The 26,363-nt window shown below is 65.0% G+C and carries 23 protein-coding genes; 9 read left to right on the top strand and 14 right to left on the bottom strand.

What is annotated here, in order from left to right:
* Positions 1-294: 294 nt before the first annotated feature.
* From C7I85_RS07655 to infC, 8 genes are all read right to left on the bottom strand, one after another.
* Positions 295-1,281, bottom strand: coding sequence for a Gfo/Idh/MocA family protein (locus C7I85_RS07655; RefSeq protein WP_106723368.1), 987 nt, complete (start codon positions 1,279-1,281; stop codon positions 295-297).
* 67 nt (positions 1,282-1,348) lie between these two features.
* Complete coding sequence (locus tag C7I85_RS07650) at positions 1,349-1,951, bottom strand: nucleotidyltransferase family protein (protein WP_106723367.1); 603 nt, start codon at positions 1,949-1,951, stop codon at positions 1,349-1,351.
* A gap of 131 nt (positions 1,952-2,082) precedes the next feature.
* Positions 2,083-4,488: a phenylalanine--tRNA ligase subunit beta gene (gene pheT, locus C7I85_RS07645; RefSeq protein WP_106723366.1), complete on the bottom strand. Its 2,406-nt coding sequence runs from the start codon at positions 4,486-4,488 to the stop codon at positions 2,083-2,085.
* Positions 4,489-4,510: 22 nt separating this feature from the next.
* Positions 4,511-5,596, bottom strand: a complete 1,086-nt coding sequence (gene pheS / locus C7I85_RS07640) for a phenylalanine--tRNA ligase subunit alpha (protein WP_106723589.1) — start codon at positions 5,594-5,596, stop codon at positions 4,511-4,513.
* A gap of 159 nt (positions 5,597-5,755) precedes the next feature.
* Entirely contained in the window at positions 5,756-6,157 is a 402-nt protein-coding gene (rplT, locus tag C7I85_RS07635) for a 50S ribosomal protein L20 (protein ID WP_106723365.1), read from the bottom strand.
* 32 nt (positions 6,158-6,189) lie between these two features.
* Complete coding sequence (gene rpmI, locus C7I85_RS07630) at positions 6,190-6,393, bottom strand: 50S ribosomal protein L35 (RefSeq protein ID WP_091915627.1); 204 nt, start codon at positions 6,391-6,393, stop codon at positions 6,190-6,192.
* 169 nt (positions 6,394-6,562) lie between these two features.
* Positions 6,563-7,183, bottom strand: a complete 621-nt coding sequence (locus tag C7I85_RS07625; RefSeq protein WP_106723364.1) for a methyltransferase family protein — start codon at positions 7,181-7,183, stop codon at positions 6,563-6,565.
* Positions 7,184-7,298: 115 nt separating this feature from the next.
* Entirely contained in the window at positions 7,299-7,835 is a 537-nt protein-coding gene (gene infC / locus C7I85_RS07620; protein ID WP_106723588.1) for a translation initiation factor IF-3, read from the bottom strand.
* Between the two features lie 200 nt (positions 7,836-8,035).
* Here infC and C7I85_RS07615 point away from each other — a divergent pair, with 200 nt between their 5' ends.
* The 9 genes from C7I85_RS07615 (at position 8,036) to C7I85_RS07575 (ending at position 16,647) form a co-directional block, all read left to right on the top strand.
* Complete coding sequence (locus C7I85_RS07615) at positions 8,036-8,809, top strand: alpha/beta hydrolase (RefSeq protein ID WP_106723363.1); 774 nt, start codon at positions 8,036-8,038, stop codon at positions 8,807-8,809.
* Positions 8,810-8,812: 3 nt separating this feature from the next.
* A complete protein-coding gene (locus tag C7I85_RS07610; protein WP_106723362.1) occupies positions 8,813-9,970 on the top strand; it encodes a benzoate/H(+) symporter BenE family transporter in 1,158 nt (385 codons plus the stop codon).
* A gap of 112 nt (positions 9,971-10,082) precedes the next feature.
* A complete protein-coding gene (locus C7I85_RS07605) occupies positions 10,083-10,520 on the top strand; it encodes a DUF2852 domain-containing protein (protein ID WP_106723361.1) in 438 nt (145 codons plus the stop codon).
* Positions 10,521-10,673: 153 nt separating this feature from the next.
* Positions 10,674-11,435 carry a M48 family metallopeptidase gene (locus C7I85_RS07600; RefSeq protein ID WP_106723360.1) on the top strand — a complete coding sequence of 254 codons (762 nt, stop codon included), beginning with the start codon at positions 10,674-10,676 and terminating at the stop codon, positions 11,433-11,435.
* 69 nt (positions 11,436-11,504) lie between these two features.
* Positions 11,505-12,164, top strand: a complete 660-nt coding sequence (locus C7I85_RS07595) for a phosphoribosylanthranilate isomerase (RefSeq protein WP_106723359.1) — start codon at positions 11,505-11,507, stop codon at positions 12,162-12,164.
* Between the two features lie 74 nt (positions 12,165-12,238).
* Complete coding sequence (gene trpB / locus C7I85_RS07590) at positions 12,239-13,459, top strand: tryptophan synthase subunit beta (protein WP_106723358.1); 1,221 nt, start codon at positions 12,239-12,241, stop codon at positions 13,457-13,459.
* Between the two features lie 2 nt (positions 13,460-13,461).
* Complete coding sequence (trpA, locus tag C7I85_RS07585; RefSeq protein ID WP_106723357.1) at positions 13,462-14,289, top strand: tryptophan synthase subunit alpha; 828 nt, start codon at positions 13,462-13,464, stop codon at positions 14,287-14,289.
* A 39-nt stretch (positions 14,290-14,328) separates the two neighbouring features.
* On the top strand, positions 14,329-15,249 hold the full coding sequence (gene accD / locus C7I85_RS07580) for an acetyl-CoA carboxylase, carboxyltransferase subunit beta (protein WP_106723356.1): 921 nt from the start codon (positions 14,329-14,331) through the stop codon (positions 15,247-15,249).
* Between the two features lie 66 nt (positions 15,250-15,315).
* Positions 15,316-16,647, top strand: a complete 1,332-nt coding sequence (locus C7I85_RS07575) for a bifunctional folylpolyglutamate synthase/dihydrofolate synthase (RefSeq protein WP_106723587.1) — start codon at positions 15,316-15,318, stop codon at positions 16,645-16,647.
* A 6-nt stretch (positions 16,648-16,653) separates the two neighbouring features.
* Here the strand turns inward: C7I85_RS07575 and C7I85_RS07570 are convergent, their stop codons facing one another.
* From C7I85_RS07570 to tsaE, 6 genes are all read right to left on the bottom strand, one after another.
* Complete coding sequence (locus C7I85_RS07570; protein WP_106723355.1) at positions 16,654-16,935, bottom strand: cupin domain-containing protein; 282 nt, start codon at positions 16,933-16,935, stop codon at positions 16,654-16,656.
* Positions 16,936-17,068: 133 nt separating this feature from the next.
* On the bottom strand, positions 17,069-17,389 hold the full coding sequence (gene trxA / locus C7I85_RS07565) for a thioredoxin (protein WP_106723354.1): 321 nt from the start codon (positions 17,387-17,389) through the stop codon (positions 17,069-17,071).
* A 75-nt stretch (positions 17,390-17,464) separates the two neighbouring features.
* Positions 17,465-20,992 carry a double-strand break repair helicase AddA gene (addA, locus tag C7I85_RS07560; RefSeq protein WP_106723353.1) on the bottom strand — a complete coding sequence of 1,176 codons (3,528 nt, stop codon included), beginning with the start codon at positions 20,990-20,992 and terminating at the stop codon, positions 17,465-17,467.
* The gene (gene addB / locus C7I85_RS07555) at positions 20,989-24,120 is read right to left on the bottom strand and encodes a double-strand break repair protein AddB (RefSeq protein ID WP_106723352.1); all 3,132 of its coding nucleotides are present in this window, start codon (positions 24,118-24,120) and stop codon (positions 20,989-20,991) included. Before addB ends, addA begins: the two co-directional genes overlap by 4 nt.
* Positions 24,117-24,836, bottom strand: a complete 720-nt coding sequence (locus C7I85_RS07550; RefSeq protein ID WP_106723586.1) for a nucleotidyltransferase family protein — start codon at positions 24,834-24,836, stop codon at positions 24,117-24,119. Before C7I85_RS07550 ends, addB begins: the two co-directional genes overlap by 4 nt.
* An 8-nt stretch (positions 24,837-24,844) precedes the next feature.
* A complete protein-coding gene (gene tsaE, locus C7I85_RS07545; RefSeq protein ID WP_106723351.1) occupies positions 24,845-26,356 on the bottom strand; it encodes a tRNA (adenosine(37)-N6)-threonylcarbamoyltransferase complex ATPase subunit type 1 TsaE in 1,512 nt (503 codons plus the stop codon).
* Positions 26,357-26,363: the final 7 nt, after the last annotated feature.

Below are 26,363 nucleotides of genomic sequence, written 5' to 3'. Positions count from 1 at the left end.
CATCTTTTCTCCATCAGGCGAGCGTTCGACAACAGAGACATGCTTGATAGAGCGACCTATCGTTTTCTAGCATTCATAATTGCATCCGCGTTTCTCTTTGTCGCTCCGCTGTTTGCTGCGTATCGAACGGTAGAACTGAATGATAAAACATCCAATTATTGGTCTCAGAAACGATCGACTAGAAAGATCGTGTACTCAGGTATAGTGCTGGCTTTCATAATAGGTATAATATCGAGTTTGGCGGCGTCTGGAATAAGTTCCAGCGTTGTAGGTAACTAGGGTGCACCTTATCGATCAGACCTTTTCCCAGCCGTCGTGTTCGCTGGCGCGGAAGATGGCATCGATCGTCTTCTGGTTGAGTACGGAGTTCTCCAGCGAGAAAACCGGCTCGCCGCTGCCCTGCGCGGCACGGGCAAAAGCCTCGACCTCCAGCCGATACTGGCGCGTTCCGGGGAAGCGGAAGACAGTCGCCTCATTGCGCTTCTGGTTGTGCAACTCGATCCGGTGGTGGTCGTAGTCACCGGCATTGAAGGGCGCATGCACCTCGATGAAACCCGCCTCGCCGTGGAACACCATGGATTGGCGCAGTGCCATCTGGGTAGAGCAATAAAAGCTGAGCTCGAAGTCGCCGAAATCGGCCTTCACCGAGGAATAGATGTCCGTGCCGAAGGCCCTGTCCCACTCGATCCTTGTCTGGATGCGCTGCGGCTCCTGGCCGGTCACCAGCCGGGTCACCACCGTGGGATAGACGCCGATGTCGAGCAGCGCGCCGCCGCCGAGGTCAGGCTGGTTGCGCATGTTGCCCGGATCGACGTTGAAATAGCTGAAGGCGCCCTGCACATGCCGTAGCCGCCCGATGGCGCCATCGGCGACCAGCTCGCGCACCTTCCGCCATTGCGGGTGGTAAAACACCATGAAGGCTTCGCTGATCAGCACCTTTTTCCGATCACGGACCTCGATGAGGGGGGCGATGTCTTCGGCCTTCAGCGCCAGCGGCTTCTCGACCAGAACATGTTTGCCGGCCTCGGCCGCCTTGGCCGCCCATTCGACATGCTGCGAGGTGGGAAGCGGAATATAGACGCCGTCGATCGCATCGGAGGCCAGCAACTCCTCATAGGAGCCGAAGGCATGCGGCGCGCCAAAACGGTCGGCCAACGCACGGGCCTTGCCGGCATCGCGGCTGGCGATTGCAGCAACCACGCCGTTCTCGGCATCGGCGATCGCCGGCAGCAGCTGCTCGCGCGCGATCTTGGCCGTAGACAAAACTCCCCACCGAAACATTTTTGTCCTACTCCCCCCTCTGCAAAGATAGGAAGAAGCTAAAGGCAGTTGCGCCGGAAGGAAAGCCTCACCAGGGCTCGACTGCGAGCTCCGGCCACATCGCCTTGGAGCGTGCGGATTTGGTTTCATAGGTCGCACGGTTGTCGAGCACGCGGTTCGGCACCATGCGCAGGGAAAAGATGTCGTCCAGCCCGAAGGGCGCACAGACTTCCATCCTGCCAGCCGCATCTAACCTGACGCCGACAGAATGCGTTTTGGCGGCGAAATGGCCGAGGGACACGGCGCTGGAGACGAGCGGCTCCCGACGTTGGCCAAAGTGCTCTTCGAACCACAGATGAACCCGCGCCTGGTTACGGATCTCGACCGGGTGGCTCAGGCCGGCGAAAAGCTCGGCACCCTTGCGGATAACGACGTCCTCGGCCTCCCAGGACAGATCGCTGGCGTCGAAATAGAACAGGTCCACGTCCTTGATGCCATAGCCCGAGGGCTTGCCCGTCAGATGGTTCCAGACGGTGTTGTAGAGCGCACCCGAGACGATCCACCAATCCGGCAAGTCCAGCACATGGGCGCGGTGCAAGGCCTCGCTGACCAGCGTATCGGCCAGCAGGATCGAGGCCAGATGCTCGCGTTGCTGCTCGAAGGGCAGGCCCGAAAGGCGCAGGTGGGTCATGAAGGCTCCGCTCGGCACGAATCGATCAAAGTCGACACCGCGTAAGAGCCCCGGTCAACTGACAGCCAGATGACAGACCAAGCAAAAAGGGCGCCGGATGGCGCCCTTTTGGTGTTCCCATTGAGAAGCGGTCAGCTGCGCAGCACGCCGCCGGTCTGCTTCTTGACGTTCTCGACGATCTTGCCTGCCAGTGCCTCGAAATCCTCGTCGGTCAGCGTGCGCTCAACCGGCTGGATCGAAACCTCGATGGCGATCGACTTCTTGCCCTCGCCGAGCGAAGCGCCCTCGAACACGTCGAAGACCGAAACGCCGGTGATCAGCTTCTTGTCGGCGCCGGCCGCCGCGCGCGTCAGCGTGCCGGCCTCGACCGACTTGTCGACCACGAAGGCGAAATCGCGCTTTACGGCCTGGAAGGCCGAAAGCTCGAGCTTCGGCTTGGTGCGGGTGGGCTTGGCCTTTGGCTCGGGGATGGCGTCGATGAACACTTCGAAGCCGGCCACCGGGCCGGAAACGTCGAGCGCTTCCAGTGTCCTCGGGTGGAACTCGCCAAAAGTGCCGAGCACGGTCTTGGGCCCGAGTTTTATTACACCCGAGCGGCCCGGGTGGTACCACGAGGGTGCCCCCGTCTCGACCTGCAGCTTGTCCACCGGCGCACCGGCGGCTTCGAGGGCAGCGAGCGCATCGGCCTTGGCGTCGAACACGCCGACTGCGCCGGCATTGCCGGCCCAGCTGCGGCCAGCGCCGTCCAGCTTGGCCGTACCGCGGCGCACGCCGGCGGCAACGCGGTGCTGAGCCTCGGGCGTGTCGCCCTCATAGGTGCCCGAAACCTCGAACAGCGCGACGTCGCCAAGCCCGCGGTCGGCATTGCGCTGCGCGGCCGTCAGCAGGCCCGGAAGCAGCGAGGGGCGCATGTCGGACATGTCGGCCGCGATCGGATTGGCGAGCTTCAGCTCCGGCTTGCCGCCGCCGAACAGCTCGGCCTGCTTCGCCGAGATGAACGACCAGGTAACGGCCTCCATCATGCCGCGCACGGCGAGCGCACGGCGCGTCGAGCGGCTGCGGATCTGCAGCGTGGTGAGGATCTTGCCGTTGACCGCATCGTGGCTGCCGAGCGGCTGGGGCGCGATCTCGTCGACGCCGTGGATGCGCATCACCTCTTCCACCAGGTCGGCCTTGCCGTCGACATCCGGGCGCCAGGACGGCACCTCGACATCGACCACATCGCCATTGCCGAGCGGCTTGAAGCCGAGGCGCGAAAGGATGTTGAGGCTTTCATCCTTCGGCACCTCGATGCCGGTCAGGCGCTTCACCTCGGACACCGGGAAGGACACGACCTTCGGCTTGTGGCCGGCATAGCCGACAACCTCGGTCTCCGCCGGCTCGCCGCCGCAGAGGTCGAGCACCATGCGGGTCGCCAGTTCCAGACCGGGGACCATGAATTCGGGGTCCACGCCGCGCTCGAAGCGGTAGCGCGCATCGGTGATGATGCCGAGATGGCGGCCGGTGCGAGCGACATTCAGCGGCTCCCACAGGGCGGACTCGATCAGTACGTCGGTGGTGTTCTCGTCGCAGCCCGAATGCTCGCCGCCCATGATGCCGGCAATCGACTCGACGCCTTCGGCATCGGCGATCACGCACATCTCGGACGTCAGCTCATATTCGCGGCCATCGAGCGCCAGCACCTTCTCGCCATCCCTGGCGCGGCGCACGGCGAGATTGCCGGCGACCTTCTTGGCGTCGAACACATGCAGCGGCCGGCCGCGATCGAAGGTCATGTAGTTGGTGATGTCGACCAACGTGTTGATGGGGCGCAGGCCGATGGCGATGAGCCGCTGCTGCATCCACTTCGGCGACGGGCCATTCTTGACGCCGCGTACGAGGCGCAGCGCGAAGCCGGGGCACAGTTCCGGCGCCTCGATGGTGAGCTTCACCGGCGTTGCGCCCTTGCCGGCAACCGGCGCGACCGGCGCCGTCTTCAGCGTGCCGAGGCCGGAGGCCGCCAGATCGCGCGCAATGCCGTAGACGCCGGTGGCGTCGGGGCGGTTCGGCGTCAGGTTGATCTCGATCAGCGGGTCGTCGAGCTTGGCATAGGCAGCATAGGACGTGCCGACCGGCGCATCCTCCGGCAGCTCGATGATGCCATTGTGCTCGTCCGACAGCTCAAGCTCGCGCTCGGAGCACATCATGCCGTGGCTTTCGACGCCGCGGATCTTGCCGATGGACAGCGTGACGTCGATGCCGGGCACATAGGTGCCGGGGGCTGCAAAGGCGCCGATCAGGCCGGCGCGCGCATTGGGAGCACCGCAGACGACCTGGATAGGCGCGCCCGCGCCGGTGTCGACCGAAAGCACCTGCAGCTTGTCGGCGTCGGGGTGACGCGCGGCCGTAAGAACCTTGGCAATGACGAAAGGCTTCAGCGCCGCCTTGTCGTCGACGGCTTCGACTTCAAGGCCGATCGAGGTCAGGCGCTCGACGATCTCTTCGAGCGTCGCGTCGGTCTCGAGATGGTCCTTCAGCCAGGAGAGTGTGAATTTCATTTTTCTATCCCTCGCCGCTCGATCAGTTGCTCAGTCCGCCGAACAAGGTCGGCATGTCGAGCGGACGGAATCCGTAATGGGCCAGCCAGCGGACATCGGCGTCGAAGAAGGCGCGCAGGTCCGGCATGCCGTATTTCAGCATGGCGATGCGGTCGATGCCCATGCCCCAGGCAAAGCCCTGGTATTCGTCGGGGTCGAGGCCGCCGGCGCGCAGCACATTCGGGTGCACCATGCCGCAGCCGAGGATCTCCATCCAGTCGCTGCCCTCGCCGAAGCGCACTTCGCCCGGCCGCGAGCGGTCGCACTGGATGTCGACTTCCAGGCTCGGCTCCGTGAATGGGAAGAAGCTCGGGCGGAAGCGCATCTTGACCGACGGCACCTCGAAGAAGGCCTTGCAGAACTCTTCCAGCACCCACTTCATGTTGGCGACATTGGCCGTCTTGTCGATGACCAGGCCCTCGACCTGATGGAACATCGGCGAGTGGGTGGCGTCCGAATCCTGGCGGTAGGTCTTGCCGGGAATGACGATGCGGATCGGCGGCTTCTGCGTCTCCATGGTGCGGATCTGCACCGGTGAGGTGTGCGTACGCAGCACCTTGCGGTCGCCATTGGCGTCCGGATTGAAGAAGAAGGTGTCGTGCATCTCGCGCGCCGGATGGCCTTCCGGGAAATTCAGCGCGGTGAAGTTGTAGTAGTCGGTCTCGACGTCCGGGCCTTCGGCAATCGAGAAGCCGAGGTCGCCGAAGATCGCCGCGATCTCGTCGATGACCTGGCTGATGGGATGGATGCGGCCGCGCTCGGCCGGCGACTGGCGAACGGGGAGCGTCACGTCGACCTTCTCGGCGGCGAGGCGCACGGCAATCGCGGCGTCCTTCAGCTCGGCCTTGCGGGCGGCAAGCGCGTCGGTGACACGGTTCTTGAGGCCGTTGATGACCGGGCCCATCGACTGCCGCTCTTCGGGGCTCATGGCGCCGAGCGTCTTCAGCCTTTCGGAGATCGTGCCCTTCTTGCCAAGTGCGGCCACGCGCACGGCCTCGATCGCCTGCTCGTCGGAGGCCGCGGCAATGGCCTCGGTGATCGATCGTTCGAGTTGATCAATTTCTGTCATCGTCATCCCTTCGGCCGATTGCGGCCTGTGATCCGAGGTATCGCCGGTCGCCCGGCTGCCGTTTCCGGCATCATGCCTTTTTCATGCGAAAAACCCGCGCCAGCCCTGCCAGCGCGGGTTTCCCAGTCAGTGATGTCGAAGCTTGGGAAGCGCTGGTCTTTAAGCGACTGCGCTTTCAAAAGCGTTCGGGGTGGTGTTCTTCAGATACTCCAGCGCGACCTTGGCCTTGGCAACGAGCGCGGCGAAAGCCTGCGGCTCGTGGATGGCCATGTCGGACAGGACCTTGCGGTCGATCTCGATGCCGGCCTTGTTGAGACCGTCGATGAAGCGGCCATAGGTCAGGCCATGCTCGCGCACGGCGGCGTTGATGCGCTGGACCCAGAGGGCGCGGAAATTGCGCTTGCGAACCTTGCGGTCGCGATAGGCGTACTGCAGCGACTTCTCGACCGCCTGCTTGGCGATGCGGATGGTGTTCTTGCGACGGCCGTAGAAGCCCTTGGCGGCATTCAGGACCTTCTTGTGCTTGGCGTGGGCGGTAACGCCTCTCTTTACGCGTGCCATGTCATGATCTCCTTAAAACGCGTTAGCCGGGCTCAGAGGCCGTTCGGCAGAAAATTCTTGATGACCTTCTTGGCATCCGGCTCTGCGAGAACCATGGTGCCGCGGGCATCGCGAATGAACTTGTTGCTGCGCTTGATCATGCCGTGGCGCTTGCCGGCAGCAGCCGACAGGACCTTGCCAGTGGCGGTAATCTTGAACCGCTTCTTGGCGGCCGATTTGGTCTTCATCTTGGGCATTTTGCTTTCCTTTCTGCTGCGCTGGATTGCGCTATTTTCGCTTCGGGCCGACCAAAGCCCGAAAAGCAACAGGAACCGCCACGGCATGCCCTGCCGGACGGTTCTGGACGCGGCCTTATAGCGACGACGCCGAAAAAGCGCAACCGCTGAATCGCGCGATGCCAGCTACTCAGTACAGGTGGAACAGGACCGGCAGGAAGCCGATGTTCTGCAGATATTCGACGAACTCGAAGAAGGGATAGGCCACCAGGAAGATGAGCCCGTCGGAGAAGGTGCGATAGAGCGTCTTCGGCCGCACCGAGAGCATCTCGGCATCCTTGAAGAGGCTGAAGTTCGGGAAGAAGCGCGGCACCCTGTTCAGGTAGCTGAGATAGACCTCGCCGAACGTCTTCCTGAGATAGTCTTCCTCGACCAGGATGACATAAAGGAAGGACAGATAGGTGAGAACGCCAAAGATGACCGCCACGGTCACGCTGCCCACCATGGCGCCCACGCCCGCCGCGCCGATCGCGCTGAAGACGTAGAGCGGGTTGCGCGTCACCGAATAGGGGCCTTTGTCGACGATCTCGGCGCTCTTGCGCCCGCCGATATAGAGCGTGCACCAGGTTCGGCCCAGGATTGCGACCAGAATGAGCGCGAAGCCGACGACTTCGACATATTCATGCGCCTTGCTGCCGGACGGCAGCGCGGACTGCACGAACAGGAGAGCCACCAGGGCCACAGTGATGAGTGCGGCGAGTGCCAGGCGCCTGTGATGCTGGAAGCGGCTTAGATCGGACGATGCTGACATGATTGCCTTGAGAACAAAAAAGGGGCGGCTCTCAAGGTCTGAGGGCCGCCGCCCTTTGCGGGACCAGTCTTGGACGCCGCCCGGGAGCGACGGCGCAGTCGCAACTCACGCCGCATCAGCGCGGCGAAAGCACCATCATCATCTGGCGACCCTCGAGCTTGGGCTCCGCCTCGACCTTGGCAATCGTCGCCACTTCGTCGCGCACGCGGTTCAGAAGCTGCATGCCGAGTTCCATATGGGCCATTTCGCGGCCACGGAAACGCAGCGTCAGCTTGACCTTGTCACCTTCCTCGAAGAAGCGGCGCACAGCCTTCATCTTCACCTCGTAATCGTGGATGTCGATGTTCGGACGCATCTTGATCTCCTTGATCTCGATGGTCTTCTGGTGCCGGCGTGCTTCGGCGGCCTTCTTCTGGTTTGCGTATTTCAGTTTGCCGAGGTCGAGAATCTTGACGACCGGCGGCTGCGCGTTGGGGGATATCTCAACGAGGTCGAGGCCTGCCTCTTCGGCGGCCAACAGTGCCTCATTGATCGAAATTTCGCCGCGATTGTTGCCATCTGCATCGATGAGCTGAACCCGGGGCACCCGGATGTCGCGATTTGAGCGCGGGCCGTCCTTGGTGGGCGCCGCTGCTTTGAAAGGTCTGCGAATGGTCGTTATCTCCTCGAACCGTTGACGTTCAATGTCTGTATTGCGCCTATTTCGGTAAGGCGCGGCGCAAGTCAATAGCACATGAAATTCAAGAAATCACCTGAATCCATGAGAAAGCGCGCGGTTCGCTGGGCCAACGCTACGGACTTTGCGGCTGATTCGAGCTGTGTCAAAAGGGCTGCAGCCGACAGGAAAATGACATGACCGACACGCCCCCCGAATTTCTCGACGTCAACGGCACGGCAATCGCCCTGCGCCGGCTTGCCGGATCCCAGCCCGGCGTGGTCTGGCTGGGCGGCTTCCGCTCCGACATGCTGGGCACCAAGGCCGAGACGCTGAGCAGCTGGGCTCAGAGCAACGGCCGGGCTTACCTGCGGCACGATTATTCCGGCCATGGCGAGTCCGGCGGCGATTTCGTCGAAGGCACGATCTCCAAATGGCTCGGCGAAAGCCTTGCGGTGTTTCGCGCCTTCACCGAGGGGCCTCAGGTCCTGGTCGGCTCGTCGATGGGTGCGTGGATCGCGCTCCGCATGGTGCAGGAATTGCGCAAGGCCGGCGAAGGCGAGCGCGTGGGCGGCATTGTGCTGCTGGCACCCGCGCCGGACTTCACCTCCGAACTGGTCGAGCCGAAGCTGACCGCCACGCACAAGCGCGACCTCGCCGAGAAAGGTTTCTTCGGAGTTCCTTCCGAGTACTCATCGGAGGCTTATGTCTATACGCGCGCCCTGATCGAAGACGGCAGGCTAAACCGCGTGATGAGCGGCCCCATCGACACGCATTGCCCCGTGCATGTGCTGCAGGGCCTTGCCGACCCGGACGTGCCGCACGCCCATGCGCTCAGGCTGGTGAGCCTGCTGCCTGCCGACGACGTGACGCTTTCGCTCATTCCCGACGGCGACCACCGCTTGTCGCGGCCGCAGGATCTCGACATGTTGATACGCGCGGTCGAGGCGATCAGCGCGCAAGGGGGGTAGACGATGCGGCTTTCGGTTCCGGTTTCGGCATTTGTCGCGGCCATCGTCGGCTTTGGCGGCACGCTTGCCGTCATCATCGCCGCGGCGGATGCCGTTGGCGCCACCCGGGCCGAGACCGCAAGCTGGGTGACGGCGATCTGTCTCGCCATGGCGCTCGAAACCGCCTGGCTGAGCTGGCGCACGAAAATGCCGGTCATCACCGCCTGGTCGACGCCCGGCGCGGCTCTGGTGGCGGCGAGCTCCGGCTTTTCCATGAGCGACGCGGTCGGCGCCTTCATCGTAGCGGCGCTGCTTCTCATCGTCACCGGCCTGTTCAAGCCGCTGACCCGGCTGATCTCGCGCATTCCCGCTTCGGTGGCGTCGGGCATGCTGGCCGGCGTCGTGGTGACCTTTGCGATCAACGCGGCCAAGACCATACCGGTCGACCCGGTGCTGATCCTGCCCCTAGTCGCTGCCTTCTTCGTCATTCGTCTCTTCAATCCGGCGCTGTCGGTGCTGGCGGTCCTGGTCGGCGGCGGAGCTCTCGCCTTCCTGACGGAGCGCGTCGGCGGACTGCCAACCCCCGAACTTTCGACGCTGACCCTGATTGCGCCCACCTTTTCCGTTTCGAGCATCATCGGGCTCGCGGTGCCGCTCTACCTCGTCACCATGGCCTCGCAGAACCTCTCCGGCCTCGCCGTGCTGCGTGCCGCGGGCTACCATCCGGAGCCGGGGCCGCTGATCTCGGTGACAGGCCTGTTCTCGCTGCTGTCCGCACCATTCGGCGCGCTCACCACCAATCTGGCTGCGATCTCGGCGGCGATCTGCACCGGCCCCGACGCCCATCCCGACCCGGCCGAACGCTGGAAGACCGGCCCCTTCTATTCGCTCGCCTACCTCATCTTCGCACTCTTCGGCGCTTCGCTGGTGGCGGTGTTCGCCGTACTGCCGCAGAGCCTGATCGTGCTGGTGGCGGGACTGGCGCTGATGGCGCCGCTGGCGAATGCGCTAACGATTGCGCTCAAGGACGAGCACGAGCGCATGGCAGCCACCACAGCCTTCGCCGTCACCGCTTCGGGCCTCACCATGTTCGGCGTCGGCGCCGCCTTCTGGGGGCTGATGGCGGGCCTGATGGTGCTGGGGCTCGACGTCGCCAAGGTTCTCAAAAAGCGCACGGCCTGACCGACGCTTGTCCGGTTTTCGCTGAATCCGGCTTGAATAGCCGTTTTTCCGTTCCCATGTCGTTGTGGAGCAGCCGGGAAGGCTGCGCCCGAACCGAAGGAACCGGAAAAACATGAACACGACTGCTTTGATCCGCCCGGCCTGGACGCCGGCAACCATCGCGCTGATGGTGATCGGCTTCATGGTGTTCTGGCCGCTGGGCCTCGCCATGCTTGCCTATATCATCTGGGGCGACCGGCTTGACGGCTTCAAGCGCAATGTCAACAAGGCGACCGACGGCATTTTCGCCGGCTGCCGCAAGTCCGGCTATGGCGCGACCTCGCGCACCGGCAACGTGGCCTTCGACGACTGGCGCGAGAAGGAACTCGAACGCCTCGCCGAAGAGCGCCGCAAACTCGACGAGACGCTGACGGAGTTCGACGACTATATGCGTGAACTGCGCCGCGCCAAGGACCAGGAAGAGTTCGACCGCTTCATGGCCGACCGCAATCGCGCCACCGCGCCTACCCGGCGCGGCAAGTCGACCCCCGGCGTAGCCGAAGAGGGCTGAGCCTCTGCCCGACATAGCATTCCGACGGCGCCGCTATCTGCGGCGCCGTTTTCGTTGATATCCCGGTAGAAACCAGCGCGCGCGCCTCGAAATCCCCCGGATTTCCGGGTTGTTGCGGATCGAGTTCAACGCCGAATCACTTATTGTCGCCCCATGCCGTTCGGTTTCCTGAGATCATTGCAGTCCCGCCCCGCGCCGTCGCCCGTGCGGCAGCGCGAGCACAAGGTTGCCGGCCGCACCCTGCCCTTGCGCATCGTCGAGAACGATCGCGCCACGCGGCTGACGCTGCGCATCGACGCCGGCGGGCGGGGCCTGCGCATCACCGTGCCACCGGGGCTGGCGCGCGGCGAGGTCGACCGCTTTCTCACCCGTCATCAGGGCTGGCTGGAACAGCGGCTGGCAAAGATCCCCGACCGCCCGCAGGTGCGCCCCGGCATCAAGGTGCCGATCCGCGGCGTGCCGCACATGATCGTGCACGAACCGGACAAGCGCGGCACCACCAAGATGGGCCGCGACGCGAACGGTCCGACGCTGACCGTGCATGGCGAGCTTTCGCATCTGCCGCGCCGCGTTGCCGATTTCCTCAAGCGCGAGGCCAAGCGCGACATCGAGGCGCTGGTGGAAAAGCATTGCACGGCGGCTGGCCGGAGGGCCAAGGCGATCCGCTTTCGCGACACATCGAGCCGCTGGGGATCGTGCACCTCGGACGGAGCGCTGTCATTCTCCTGGCGCATCATGATGGCGCCGCCGCCGGTGATAAACTATCTCGTCGCGCATGAAGTGGCGCATCTGCGCGAGATGAACCACGGCCCGCGCTTCTGGCAGCTCTGCGAGGAGCTTTGCCCCGACACCGAGCGCTGCAAGGCCTGGCTGAAGCGTAACGGCACGGCCCTTCAGGCAATCGTGTTCGAGTAAGCCGCGGATATCGCCCCGCAACAGACGCTTTTCCTCGACTCCGCCACCATTTCGTGGCACTCCGCACACATGGCACTCGACATCAAAATCTGCGGCCTGAAGACCGACGCGGCCATTGCTGCGGCGCTTTCGGGCGGCGCAAGCCATATCGGCTTCATCTTCTTTCCTAAGAGCCCGCGCCACATCACCCCGGACGAAGCCGCGAGGCTGCGCCAGGCGGCAAACGGCCGGGCCAAGGCAGTGGCGGTGACCGTCGACGCCGACGACGCGACACTCGACGCAATCGTCGCCGCGATGGCGCCCGACATGCTGCAGCTGCATGGCAAGGAAACGCCCGAACGCCTCGCGGCGGTGAAGCAGCGCTACGGCCTGCCGGTGATAAAGGCTTTCGCCGTTCGCGAGGCCGCCGATCTCGCCGCGATCGAGCCCTATCGCGGCCTTGCCGACCGCTTCCTGTTCGACGCCAAGCCCCCCGTCGGCTCGGAGCTGCCGGGCGGCAATGGTGTGTCCTTCGACTGGCAGGTGCTGGCGGGCCTTGACGCTGGAGTCGATTACATGCTTTCGGGTGGGCTCAACGCCGCAAATGTCGGCGATGCCCTCAGGCTTGCCAATCCGCCCGCCATCGACATCTCGTCGGGCGTGGAAAGCGCACCGGGCGTCAAGGACGTGGCGCTGATCGAGAATTTCTTCCGGGCCGTGCGGGCAGCAACCGACAACCGCGCCGCCTGATCCATCCGGGACATGTCTGGCAGGCGGAAGCGTTTCCGGCCGGATGTGTTCGAACCAGTCTTAGGAGAGCGGCCGTGAACCAGCCGGCAGAGCCCAATTCCTTCCGCACCGGTCCCGACGAGCAGGGCATGTTCGGCATTTTCGGCGGCCGTTTTGTCGCCGAAACATTGATGCCGCTGATCCTCGACCTGGAGCAGCACTGGAACGCGGCCAAGAACGATCCCGCTTTCCGCGCGGAGCTCAACGCGCTTTCCACCTTCTATGCCGGCCGGCCCTCGAAGCTTTATTATGCCGAAGGCCTGACGAAGCATCTCGGCGGCGCGAAGATCTATTTCAAGCGCGAGGACCTGAACCACACGGGCAGCCACAAGATCAACAACTGCCTCGGCCAGATTCTGCTCGCCAAGCGCATGGGCAAGAAGCGCATCATCGCCGAAACCGGCGCCGGCCAGCACGGCGTGGCCTCGGCCACGGTCTCCGCGCGCTTCGGCTATCCCTGCATCGTCTATATGGGCGCCACCGACGTTGAGCGGCAGAAGCCCAACGTGTTCCGCATGAAGCTTCTTGGCGCCGAGGTGCGCGCGGTCGAATCCGGCCACGGCACGCTCAAGGACGCCATGAATGAGGCGCTGCGCGACTGGGTGACCAATGTCGAGGACACTTATTACCTGATCGGCACCGCCGCCGGCCCGCACCCCTATCCCGAGCTCGTCCGCGACTTCCAGTCGGTGATCGGCACCGAAGCGCGCGCGCAGATGCTTGAGCAGGAAGGCCGCCTGCCTGATGTCATCATCGCCGCTGTTGGCGGCGGTTCGAACGCGATTGGCCTGTTCCACCCCTTCCTCGACGACCGCAACGTCAAGATCATCGGCGTCGAAGCCGGTGGGCGCGGCCTCGAAGGCGTCGAGCACTGCGCCTCGATGAGCGCCGGCCGCCCCGGCGTGCTGCATGGCAACCGCACCTACCTGCTCCAGAACGACGACGGCCAGATCCTCGACGGCCATTCGATCTCGGCCGGCCTCGACTATCCGGGCGTCGGGCCCGAGCACAGCTGGCTGCGCGACAGCGGCCGCGTCGACTATGTGCCGATCCTCGACGACGAAGCGCTCGAAGCCTTCCAGGTCACCACGCGCGTCGAAGGCATCATCCCGGCGCTGGAATCGGCCCATGCCATCGCGCATGCGATGAAGATCGCGCCGACCATGGGCAAGGATCAGATCATGATCGTCAACCTTTCGGGCCGCGGCGACAAGGACGTGCACACGGTCGCCAAGATGCTGGGCATGGAGATCTGAAGATGACCAACACCCGCATCGACCGTCGCTTCGAAAAGCTCAAGGCCGAAGGCCGTCCGGCACTCGTCACCTATTTCATGGCTGGCGACCCGGACTATGACACTTCGCTTGCCATCATGAAGGCACTGCCCAAGGCAGGCGCGGACGTGATCGAGCTCGGCATGCCCTTCTCCGACCCGATGGCCGACGGCCCGGCGATCCAGGCGGCTGGCCTGCGCGCGCTGAGGGGCGGCCAGACCTTGAAGAAGACGCTGCAGATGGCGCGCGACTTCCGCGCCTCGGGCGATAATGACACGCCGATCGTGCTGATGGGCTATTACAACCCAATCTACATCTACGGCGTCGACCGCTTCCTTGCCGATGCGCTGGAAGCCGGCATCGACGGCCTGATCGTGGTCGACCTGCCGCCGGAAATGGACGAAGAGCTCTGCGTGCCGGCGCTGAAGGCGGGCATCAACTTCATCCGCCTTGCGACGCCGACCACCGACGATCACCGCCTGCCCAAGGTGCTGCAGAACACCTCGGGCTTCGTGTATTATGTCTCGATGACCGGCATCACCGGCGCCGCACTCGCTGACACCGACAAGGTGGCCGCTGCTGTCACCCGCATCAAGGGCCACACCGACCTGCCGATCTGCGTCGGCTTCGGCGTCAAGACCGCCGAGCAGGCCCGCCTCATCGGCGCAGCCTCCGACGGCGTGGTGGTCGGCACCGCGATCGTCAATGCAATCGCCAATGCTGCTGGCGGGACGGCTGCTGTGCAGGCCGTGTCGGCGCTGGTCGAAGACCTGGCAAGCGGCGTGCGTTCGGCCCGCCTTGCTGTTGCCTGATAATATTCCCATGTCTTTGACATCACAGGACTGGATGCCATGAACTGGATCACCAACTTCGTTCGCCCGAAGATCAACTCGATGCTTGGCCGGCGCGACATGCCGGAAAACCTCTGGATCAAGGATCCGGAGAGCGGCGAGATGGTCTTCCACAAGGATCTGGAAGACAACCAGTACGTCATCCCCTCGTCCGGCCATCACATGAAGATCTCGGCGCGCGAGCGGCTGAAATTTTTCTTCGACGACGGCGAGTACGAGACCATCGAGAACCCGAAGGTCATGGTCGACCCGCTGAAATTCCGCGACGAGAAGCGCTATGTCGACCGGCTGAAGGACGCCAAGACCAAGACCAGCATGGAGGACGCGATCCTCAGTGCGCTCGGCACGATCGAGGGCCTGCCGGTGGTCGTCACCGTGCAGGACTTCGCCTTCATGGGCGGCTCGCTCGGCATGGCGGCGGGCGACGCCATCATCAAGGCCTTCGAGACGGCGCTAGAGAGGCGCCGGCCGCTGATCCTGTTTGCCGCTTCGGGCGGCGCGCGCATGCAGGAAGGCATCTTGTCCCTGATGCAGCTGCCGCGCACCACCGTGGCTCTGGACCGGCTGAAGGAAGCCGGCCTGCCCTATATCGTGGTGCTGACCAACCCGACCACGGGCGGCGTTACGGCCTCCTATGCCATGCTGGGCGACGTGCACATTGCCGAGCCCGGCGCACTGATCGGCTTTGCCGGACCGCGCGTCATCGAGCAGACGATCCGCGAAAAGCTGCCTGACGGCTTCCAGCGCTCCGAATATCTGATGGATCACGGCATGGTCGACATGGTGGTCTCGCGCCTCAAGATGAAGGCGACCATCGCGCAGCTGCTGAAGATTCTGCTGAAGATGCCGGTGGATGCCGAAGCCGAAGCGGTGCCCATGCCGCTGGTGGCGCTGCCGACAGAGGCGCGGCCGCAGGCCTGACCTGGACGGGACAGCGCGCCGCGCCGTCCCGTGACTTTCGCTCCGGGGGAGGAGCTCTTTATGTCCATGTCCACGCTTCTTGCCGACCGCCAGATCGAGCATCTGATGACGTTGCATCCGAAAGGTTTCGACCTTTCGCTGGATCGCATATCGCGCCTGCTCGAGCGTCTCGGCAATCCGCAGGACAAGCTGCCGCCGGTGATCCACATTGCCGGCACCAACGGCAAGGGCTCGGCCGCGGCCTTCTCGCGCGCGCTGCTGGAAGCGGCGGGCTACAAGGTGCATGTGCACACCTCGCCGCATCTGGTGAACTGGCATGAGCGCTACCGGCTGGCGGCCGAAGGCGGCGGGAAATTCGTCGCCGACGACGTGCTGGCCGACGCCATCGGGCGCGTGGCCGACGCCAATCGCGGCGAGACCATCACGGTCTTCGAGATCCTCACAGCCGTCACCTTCCTGCTGTTTTCGGAGCATCCGGCCGATGCGGCGATCATCGAGGTGGGCCTCGGCGGCCGCTTCGACGCAACCAATGTCATCAAGAACCCGGCAGTTTCGGTGATCATGCCGGTTTCGCTCGACCACGAAGCCTATCTGGGCGACCGGGTCGAGCTGATCGCGGCGGAGAAGGCCGGCATCATCAAGCAGGGATGCCCCGTGATCGTCGGCTCGCAGGAGAGCGACGCGGCACGCGAGGTGCTGGTCTCGACTGCGGAGCGGCTGGGCTGCCCGCTATCCGTCTACGGCCAGGATTTCATTGCGACGGGAGAGCACGGCCGGCTGATCTATCAGGACCAGGAAGGCCTGCTGGACCTTTCGCCGCCGCGCCTGCCCGGCCGCCACCAGTTCGCCAACGCCGCAGCCGCAATCGCCGCCGTGCGCGCCGCTGGCTTCGAGCTTGACGAGCACGCGGCGGATAAAGCGATGACGACCGTGAGCTGGCCGGGCCGTATGCAGCGCCTGCCCCAGGGCAGGCTGACCGAGCTTGCGCCTGCCGGAGCCGAGATCTGGCTCGACGGCGGCCACAATCCCGGCGCCGGCATGGTGATCGCCGAAGCGCTGACTGAGCAGGAAGAAAAGTTTGCGCGGCCGCTGTTTTTGATCAGCGGCATGATCAACACCAAGGACCAGACCGGCTATTTCCGCGCCTTCAAGGGCATTGCCCGGCATGTCTACACGGTGCCGGTGGCCTTCAGCGACGCCAGCGTCCCCAACGCGGAGCTCGCCGTGCGGGCGACCGACGCCGGGCTTTCGGCGGAGCCGGTCAGTTCGGTGGCGGATGCGCTGATGCTGCTGCGCGACACCTGGGATCATTCCGAGCCGCCGCCGCGCATCCTGATCGGCGGCTCGCTCTATCTCGCCGGCGCGGTGTTGGCCGAAAACGGCACGCCGCCGGTGTGACCCGGGCTACTTCAGCTCGATCTCGATAAAAGCATATTCGCCGTCATTGGCGTTGATGACGTCGTGCTCGACGCCCTCGGGGCGGTAATAGGGCACGCCCTGCTTCATCTCGGCGAGCGACTCGCCGTCCTTGGTCAGGAGCTTCACCTTGCCGTCCATCAGCGGCACGACGACATAGTCGTGGCCGTGGCGGTGCCAGCCGGTGCTGGCGCCCGGCGCAAAGCGCCATTCGGTGACGACGACGCGGTCATTGTCGATGAAGACGGTCGATTTGGCAGACTCGGACATTTTTTGATCCCTCTCATGCATACTGCATAAGACTGTAGGGGCAGCCGTCTGACGAGAGCCAGCCGCACGAAAACCGACGCGCCAAAGAAAAAGCCCGGCACTTGGCCGGGCTTTTTGGTATCTCAGGCAAGGCTCAGGCGGCGTTGCCGATCCAGCTTGCAAGAGCGGTCTTGGGCGCTGCGCCAACCTTGATGTCGGCCACTTCGCCACCCTTGAAGATCATGAGGGTCGGAATGGAGCGCACGCCATACTGCGCGGCCAGCTCCGGATTCTCGTCGATGTTGAGCTTGGTGATCTTGACCTTACCGGCGAGCTCGTTGGAGATCTCTTCCAGCGACGGGCCGATCATCTTGCACGGGCCGCACCACTCGGCCCAGAAGTCCACCACAACCGGACCTTCAGCGTCCAGCACGTCAGACTTGAAATTGCTCTTGTCGACCTTGACCGTGGCCATGATGAAATCCTTTCGGGAGTAAGAAGTCGCGCTAGATATGGTGCCAGTTGAGCAGGCGTTCAAGCAGAGTTTGTGTCACGACGCGTTGAGTCGAGCAAGGGCATCGTCCATTGCCGCCTCAGGAATCCGGATCAGTCCAGGGATTTCGGTAAACAGAAGTGCGGCCGACACGCGCCGGCCCGGATAAAGCGATTTCAGCAGCGCGCGATAGAGCGCCAGCTGCGCAACATAGGCGAGCGGCACCTGCTCGAAGGTGGCAGGCGCGGGCCGATTGGTCTTGTAGTCGACGATCAGCACCTCGTCGGGCGTCACGGCCAGTCGATCGATCTTGCCGGAGACGGTGCGCTCCTTGCCCTTCACCGTGACGCTGCCCATGATCGCCACTTCAGCGCGCGAGCCGGGCGCGAACAGCGGCGCAAACTCCTCCGAGGCGAGGATCGCCTCGACAGAGTCGACCAGCGCCTGCCGCTCCTCGTCTTTCCATGTCGCGCCGGCACGGGCGAGGTAGCGCAGCGCCGCCGGCCGGCGGTCTTGCTCGGCCATGCCGGGCAGCATCTGCAACAGCCTGTGCAGCACCAGGCCGCGCGCGATGGCAAAGCCGGGCTCGACCTCCGGATCGAGCACGGGCGAACGCGTGGAGGCCACCGGCTCAACCGTTTCTTCGATCAGCGCTGAAGCGCCGGAAGGCGACAGCGGGCGCGGCAGGAGCTCGACCGCGGGCAGCTTTTCCAACAGTTCTGCCGGGACAGCCGCCAGCTGCTCCGCTTCCTTCGCGACCGGCGGTTCGGCCATCAGTTGGACCGACGGCAGCGGCGTCACGCGGAAGCGGTGCACGGTCGTGTCCGGCGCGACGGGATGGGCGCGTTCCTCGCACTTGCCCGACGCGATCAGCGCCTTGCTGACCAAAGCATGCCAGGTGGCCGGGTTCGGGGCGCGCTTGCCGTGATAACCGCAGACGACCAGCCGGTCCTCGGCGCGCGTCATGCCGACATAGAGCAGGCGGCGATATTCGTCGTCGGCGCGTTCCTTCAGCGTGTCCGACATCGCCTGCGAATAGAGGTTTTTCACGTCGCTGCCCGAGCGCCAGAGATAACCCTTGGTCCGGCGCAGTTCCTCGCCTTTGGCCTCGAAGGGCATCAGGCGCGGCAGGTGCTGGTCGCTGAAGGGCGTGGCGCCGCCATCGACCAGGAACACCACCGGCGCCTCGAGCCCCTTGGAGGCATGCGCGGTCATGATGCGCACCTCGTCGCGCGTCTGGTCCATCTCGCGCTTGATTTCGGGCCCGGCGTTTTCCAGCGTCGCGAGGAACGACTCCAACCCCGGCAGTCCGGTGCGCTCTTCGGCGACGCAGAATGACAAAAACTCGTCGAGAATATCGCCGGCATCCTGCCCCAGCCGCGAAATCATCGCCTTGCGCACGCCATCGCGGCCGAGAAGGCCCGAATAGAATTCGAAAACCGGTCTGTAGGCGGCCTCGGTCGCCCAGTCGTCGAGCCGTTTCGTCACCGCGGCGAGTTCCGGAGCGCTCTCCGCCTTGCGGCGGAGCGAGGTGTAGAGCGAAACGCCAGCGGGACGACCGTACGCCAGATCGAACAGCGTTTCCTCGCTCAGCCGGAAGATCGGGCTTTTGAGGATCGCGGCAAGGGAAAGATCGTCCTCGGGTTGGATGAGGAAGCGGCCCAGCGCCATCAGGTCCTTCACCGCGATATGGCCCGGCAGGCTGAGGCGATCGGCGCCGGCCACCGCAATGCCCCGGTTCTTCAGGCTACGCGCCAGCGCATGGACAAACCGATCGCGCTTGCGCACCAGAACGATGACATCGCCGGCCGACAGAAGCTTGCCGCTGCCCTCGATGATCTCGCCCGAGCGGATCCAGTTCTGGATGGTGGCGGCGACATTTTCGGCCACGCGCACGGCCGGCGCATGGGCGTGGTCGATGGCCTGCGTCCAGTCGTCAGGCTCCTCGGCAACGTCCGCGCCGATGGACGGCCAGACCTCGACATAGCCGGGCGCGCCGGCGCGGATGGCATTGTGCTGCACGGGGCCGGGGTCGAGCGTGATTCCGCGCCGCGTCTCCTCGCTCGAAAAAACCGTGTCGACGGCCTGCAGCACGTCGTCGGTGGAGCGGAAGGAGAGCGTGAGCTTGACCGGCTCGAAATTGCCGTTGGCGGCGCGCACGCGCTGCGAGAATTCATGGCCGGTGCGGGCAAAGGATTCCGGCGCCGCACCCTGGAACGAATAGATCGACTGCTTTTCGTCGCCGACGGCAAAGACTGTGCGGTGGACATTGTCGCGCGCGCTGTGGCCGGCGAAAAACTCTTCGGCCAGGCGCTTCACCACCTCCCACTGGTCGGGGCTGGTGTCCTGCGCCTCGTCGAGCAGGATGTGGTCGATGCCCTTGTCGAGCTTGTATTGCACCCAGGGGCCAGCATCCTGCCGCGCGAGCAGGCGCACGGTGCGGGTGATGAGATCGTTGAAATCGAGGAAGCCGCGCCCGGTCTTCAGCCGCTCGTAGCGGCCGATTAGCCAGTCGGCGATGGTGAGCGCGGCGCGCGTGCCTTCGAGCATGCGGAACATGGCCAGCCGGTCGGACGTGGCGATGATAGCAGCGGCCGCCGCCGAATAGCGCTCGGCGAGGTCCGGCATGCGGTCGTGCAGCGCCTTCTTGAAGGTTTTTACCGGGTCGTAGGGATCGCCGTCGGACTTCAGGAAACCTTTTGCCAGCAGCTTCAGCCGCGCGATCGGGTCGCGTTCCTCGAAGGCGCGCGCGGCGTCGGGAATGATGCTGTCGAGCGCCCGGCGCGCATCGACGGCCTCCGCTGCCAGCGCGAACTCGGTAAAGACATCGGCGCGAAAGCCAGGCAGCGGCCAGATGGAGTCAGCGATGCCCTCGGCAGTGTCGTCAGGCGAAAAGCCGAATTCCTCGAACAGTGCCGGATAGTCGGGATCGTGGCCGATAGCGTCTATGAAGGCGCGCAAGCCGTCGCGCTTGGCGACGATCTCGGAAAGCAGCGCATCAAGCCCGGCCTCGCCGCCGCGCTCGAGCACCATGGCGAAGGCTTCGGCAAGCTCGGGATGATCGGCGGCCACAGCACCCGTCACCATTTCGCGGCGCGCGGTGGCAAACAGCGTCTCTTCCATCAGCGGGTCGAGCATCTGGAAGTGGGCGGCGATGTTGGCCTCCAGCGGGAACTGGTGCAGCACGGATTCGCAGAATGCGTGGATGGTCTGGATTTTCAGGCCGCCCGGCGTTTCCAAAGCCTCGGCAAATAGCCGGCGTGCGCGGCGCAGCTTTTCGGCGTTGGGCGCCCGGCCCTCCAGCTTCTCGATCTCGGCGCGCAAGGCCTCGTCGTCCAGCATGGTCCATTTCGACAGATTGCCGAAGACCCGGTTGGACATGTTGGCGGCGGCCGCGCGCGTATAGGTCAGGCACAGGATTTTCGACGGGTCGGTGCCCTCAAGCAAAAGCCGGATGACGCGCTGCGACAGCACATGCGTCTTGCCTGAGCCGGCATTGGCCGACACCCAGACGGAGTTTTGCGGGTTGGCCGCCTTGGCTTGCCGCTCGATCGTTTCGGTGGGAACGGAGAAGATTTTTCTCATTCGTCGCCCCCGGATTCGCCCGCATTGTCGCCGCCGGCCGACCATTCCAGCACGCGCGCCAGATGGTCATAGTCGCCATCCGTCTCGCCCTCGCGGAACGGCAGCGCACGGGACAGGTAGCCGGTCTGGACACGGTTGTAGTGATGCAGCAATTCTTCCAGCCGCCGCCAGGCTTCCTCCGCCAGATCGCCCGCCGGCCGGGGCTTTCGGTTGTAATCGAGGATCGATTCCTCGAACACCTCGCCATTGGGCTTGAAGCGCACGAAGGCAAGATCCGCCGGCTGTAGCGATCCAAGATCGTGGAACGCGCCGCGTTTCAAAAGCGCCCCTTCCAGCGCCAGCTGCGGCGCAAGCAGCGTGTGCGCCTGCGCCTTGGAGGGCGAGGAACCGGTCTTGTAGTCGATGATATCGGCCATGCCGGCGGCGAGCAGATCGACGCGGTCTGCATAGCCGGACAGCGTCACGCCCGAAGCGCCGACCGGCGTCTTTTCGGCGCGCGCTTCCGGGTGGCGGGCCTTTGTTCCCAGCGCGCGGCTGCGCTCCCAGACGATGATGTTCTCGGCCAGCTTCTCGAAGCGCGGCCACCACACGGCGCGCACATCCTCCGGCAGATTGGCCTCATCGAAGGCGGCGCGGCCCGCCTCGAGCAGCACGTCGAGCGCGGTGTCTGCCCTCGGACCGATGCCGGAGACGGTAAATCGCTGCATGATGTCGTGGAACAGCGTGCCGCGCTCGGCCGCACCCGGATCGCGCACCAGCTCTTCCAGCGGCATCAGCTTGAGGATGCGTTTGGCGTAGACCGCATAAGGGTCGCGGCGCAACGTCTCGATCTCGGTGACCGAGAAATGGCGCGGCCGGGCATCCACCGGCGGCTTCGGCTGCGGACGTTCGGCAAAGGGGATCTGCGGGCCGGCATCCAGCGCGCGCGCCCAGCCAAGCAGTTCTTCGCCGCGGACGCGCATGGCCACGGCCGTAGCCGGCCCGGCAAAGGTGAGGATGCGCTGCAGCCAGCGCGAGGGCACGGCCGGCGCATCGCCCGAACGCGCCGAGCGCGTGAGTATGGCCCGCGGCGTCCCCAGCGCCATCTGGAAATCATGCGCCGACTGGCCGATGCGCCGTTCCGGCGGTTCGAGCTCGATGCCGGTCTTCATCAGGCGCGACATGAACCGATCGGCCTGTGCCTTGCGCGGCCACACGCCCTCGTTCAGTGCGCCGACGATGAGCGTGTCGACGCTCAGCAAACGGGCTTCCAGCGCGCCCCAGATAGAGACGCGGCCATCGCCGCCATGCGCAGGCTTCACCACCTCCGGCGCGACCAGCGCCTCGGCCACATCGGGCCATTCGTCGGCCGCGAATGCGAAGGGCGCGGTGGCGGCAACCAGTCCGCGCAGCAGGTCGGCCAGCTTTTCGCCGGCCTCACCGTTGTAGAGCTCGGTCAGGCTGCCATCGGCGCTGCGGCCGAGTGCTTCCAGCACCGTGACTGTGGCGCGAATGATGGCCGAAAGCTCCACCTCGCCCTCGCCCCGGAAGGCGACCAGCGGCGCCAGCGCCTCGTCGAGGCGGGCAAGCATCGCACGCGCGTCGGTCAGCCGCCTTTCGCTGAGCCGCGTTTCCCAGAACGGTTTTCGCGTTTCGCCAGCCAGCCCCGCAAGACGCTCCTCGAACAGGGTGCCCAGATGAGCGACATCCGGCCTGCCGGTGCCGCCGCGCAGCGCCACGAGCTCGATGGTCTCGGCGGCATGGCGGACAGCGCGTCGCTCCATGCCGAGCGACAGCAGCGGATGTTTTAGGAGCGACAGCACCGAGACCGGATCGCCCGGCCGGAACGCGGCCTGCAGCATGAGACGCAGCAGCGCGCCGGGCGGCGTGTTGGCCAGCGGCGTGCCGCCGGAATCGTTGGCCAGGATGCCGAAGCGCAAAAGCTCGGCCGAAACGCGCCGGGCAAGGTTGCGGTCGCCGGTGACGAGGGCCGCCTTGTGGCCGGGCTGGGCAATCGCCTGGCGCAGGGCCAGCGCGATCGCCACCGCCTCGTCGCGCTCGCTCGCCGCTTCCAAAAGGGTCACGCCGGCAAAGGCGCTTTCAACGTCCGTCTCGGAAACCCCTGCCCTCTGGCCGGCCCAGGCATCGGTGGTTTCGGCCGGCAGCAAGGCCTGCGCGACCAGCGCATCGCGCAAAGCCAAAGCCGGCGCTGCCTCGCCGAGTTCCTCGACGTCCGCGCGCAAAATGCCTACCTTTTTCAACAACTTGGCAAGGCCGTATTGCGGATGTCCAAGCACTGCGGCGGGCTGAACGTCGGCCGAGATGATCGACCAGGAGCGCTCGTCCATGCCCCGGTCGAGGCCGGGCAGCACCACCGCGCCGCGCGGCAACCGCGCGATGGCCGACAAGAGCTCGGCGGTGGCGGGGATGGAGCCAGTGGAGCCGGCGGCGATGACCGGCCCCTGCGGTGGCCGCTGGCGCAGCCGCTCCGCTTCCAGCCGGATCAGAGCATTGCGATGCGCGGCCGGGTTGGAGCGGTCGAGCTCCGCCAGAAGGTTCGGCCAGGCGGTCATGACGATTTCGAGGAAATCGAGCGTCACCTGCCACCAGTTGGCGAGGTCGCCGGAAACCAGGTCATGCAGGCGCGCCCAGTCCGAGCCTTCGGTTTCGATCTCGTCCATCAGCCCGGCCAGATCGCGCGCCAGCCACACCGCATCTGCCGCTGAGGCCGGAACGACGATTTCCTCCTCGAAGAGGCTCGCGACATGGGCCGGCAGCCGCCGTTTCCAGCTGCGCACCAGGGGCGCGAGCAGGAGCAGCCGGTCAATCGCCGCGATCGGCGGCGCGAGGTCGATCTCGCCTGCGCCTTCCGGCGCGAACAGCGCCTCGTCCTCGTCGAATTCGCCGAGCGGCCGGATGGTGGGCAGGATGGCCGAGCCACCCTTGGCCTTCTCCACGAACACGCTGCGCAGCTCGCGCGCGGCGCGGCGCGTCGGCACATAGATGGTGACATCGGCCAGCGCCAGCGGATCGCCGTCGAAGCGGAAATCGGGGATCAGGCGGCCGTCGAGCAGGCTTTCGGCCAGCGTCGGCAAGAAGGCGGCACCGGGCGGAATGGAAAACAGGCGTGGGACGGTGCGTCCGCTCATGCGTCCTGCGCCATGGTGCCGGCGACCGCCGCTTCCGCAGGCGCGATGGCGTCGGGCGTGCCGACGGTGATCCAGCGGCCTTCCATCTTCATGCCGTAAAGCCGGCCTGCGGCGATGGCGCGGTCGAAATAGAGATTGAGGGAGTGCGGCACAGCCTCGGCGCCGGCAAAGACGCGCGGATGGATGATGGCCGCGCCGGCATAGATCAGGCCGGTCGGGTCGCCTGCCGCGCGGCCGAGCGTGCCGTCAGGGCCAAGCAGGAAATCAGTGCTGCCGCTGTGGCCCGTGGCCGAGGGAGGATCTGCCAGCATGAGCAGAATATCCATGCTCGACGCGTCCCATGCAAGGGCCAGGCGTTCGAGATTGGGCTGGTCACGGTCGATCCAGAAGGTATCGGCGTTGATGATCAGAAAGGGGTCGGCGCCGAGTTGCGGTAATGCCTTCACGATTCCGCCGGCGGAATCGAGCAGCCCTTCCCTTTCATCGGAGATTGTGACGGCCGGCTGCTGACGCCCGGCCAAATGGGCGACGATCTGCTCCGGGAAGTAGTGCACGTTCACCACTGCCTTCGCCACGCCGGCCTCGGCGAGGCTGTCCAGCCCCCAGTCCAGCAGCGTCTTACCGGCAACGCGCACCAGGGGTTTCGGCATGGTGTCGGTTATCGGCCGCATGCGCTTGCCCAGCCCAGCGGCAAGGACCATGGCGGTTTCAGGCATGCGTTCGGTCAAAGTTCTACGTCCCCGGTGAAGCCGTGAACCTGATAGAAATCGCGCAATTCGGCAAGGGCGGGATGGGCTAGTGCCCGGCGCAGATAGTCGCGGATGCGCGGCAGGTGCTTCAGATAGTCGGGCTTGCCGTCGCGGCGGTCGAGCCGCACGAAGATGCCGAGGATCTTGGAATTCCGCTGCGCCGCCATGATGGCATAGGCCTTGGCGAAGCTTTCCGCGTCGAAATCGCCGGCGGCCTGCCGGGCCGCGACATAGGCCTTTGTCGTGGCCGCCTCGATCTCCTCCGGCACGGTCACGCGCGCATCCATGGCGAGCGAGGCGACGTCGTAGGCCGATGGCCCGATCAGCGCGTCCTGGAAATCGATCACGCCGAGGCGGTCGAAGCCGCTCAGCTCAGCCCGCCAGATGATGTTGGGCGAGTGGAAATCGCGCTGCACGAGGCTCTTTTCCGCGTGCTCCAGCCGGTCGATCAGTTCGTTCCAGAGCCGAAGATATTCCCGGCGCAGCTCGGCATCGGCCGGCTCGCCGGTCGCTGCCGGCACATACCAGTCAAGCAGCAGCTCGACCTCGATCAGCATGGCGTCGCGGTCGAAAGGCGGCACGGTGTGCACGACGCTGCGCGCAACCTCGATGCGATCGGGCCATGATTTGCCGTGCAGCATGGCCAGCAGCTCGGCGGCGGCGACATAGCGTTCAGCGACCGGCTTGCCGTCGACCAAAAAGCCTTCCCAGCCGAGATTCTCGATCAGCAGAAAACCGTTTTTGAGGTCCTGCGCATAAATCTCCGGCACGCTGACGCCGCCCTCATGCAGCACATGGTCCAGCGCGACGAAGGCGGCAACGGTGCGCGCGGTGTGGGCGATCTCGGCATAGGCCTTGCCGTCACGGACGGCAGGCCCCAGCACCAGCTCGGGCGAGTTCATCAACACGCGCGGCGCCTGGCCTTCGAGCGAAGCGATTTCGTAAGAGCGCGCCGAAGCGTCGCCCGTGAGGTGTGAGCGCGATGCCTCGCCCCAGCCGGATCGTTCGAGAAAATCGCGAATGGCGAAAGAACGCGAAATACGGGCGCCCGCGGCCGGATCCGGCGCGACGATACGAACACGGCGGCCGTCGCCCTCCTCGCTCAGTTCGACGCGAATGGCGGTTTGCGGCATACGGTGGCCGGCCTTTTCCGGCCATTCGACAAGGGCAGCCCCCTGCTCCAGCGCGTCGTCGAAGCCGAGTTCGTCGAGCTCCTCTTCCGAAGACAGACGGTAGAGATCGAAATGCTGGATCGGCAGGCGACCCTCATAGACCTGCACCAGTGTAAATGTGGGGCTCGGCACTTCCAGTTCTGGATCGCCGGCGAGCGCGCGGATCAGGCTGCGTGCCAGCGTGGTCTTGCCGGCGCCGAGATCGCCATGCAGCGCCAGCACGTCGCCGCGGCGAAGGGCCAGCGCCAGATCCTCGCCCAGCCTGAGGGTTGCCCGCTCGTCGGGCAGGAAGCGCTCAAGAACCGTTTCGGTCATCGAGACC

Origin of the sequence: Pseudaminobacter soli (ex Li et al. 2025), assembly GCF_003012705.1 — a bacterium.
GTDB classification, from domain to species: Bacteria; Pseudomonadota; Alphaproteobacteria; order Rhizobiales; family Rhizobiaceae; genus Pseudaminobacter; species Pseudaminobacter soli.
The sequence above is the reverse complement of the archived record's forward strand: the minus strand, read 5'-3'. Positions and strand labels throughout refer to the sequence as shown.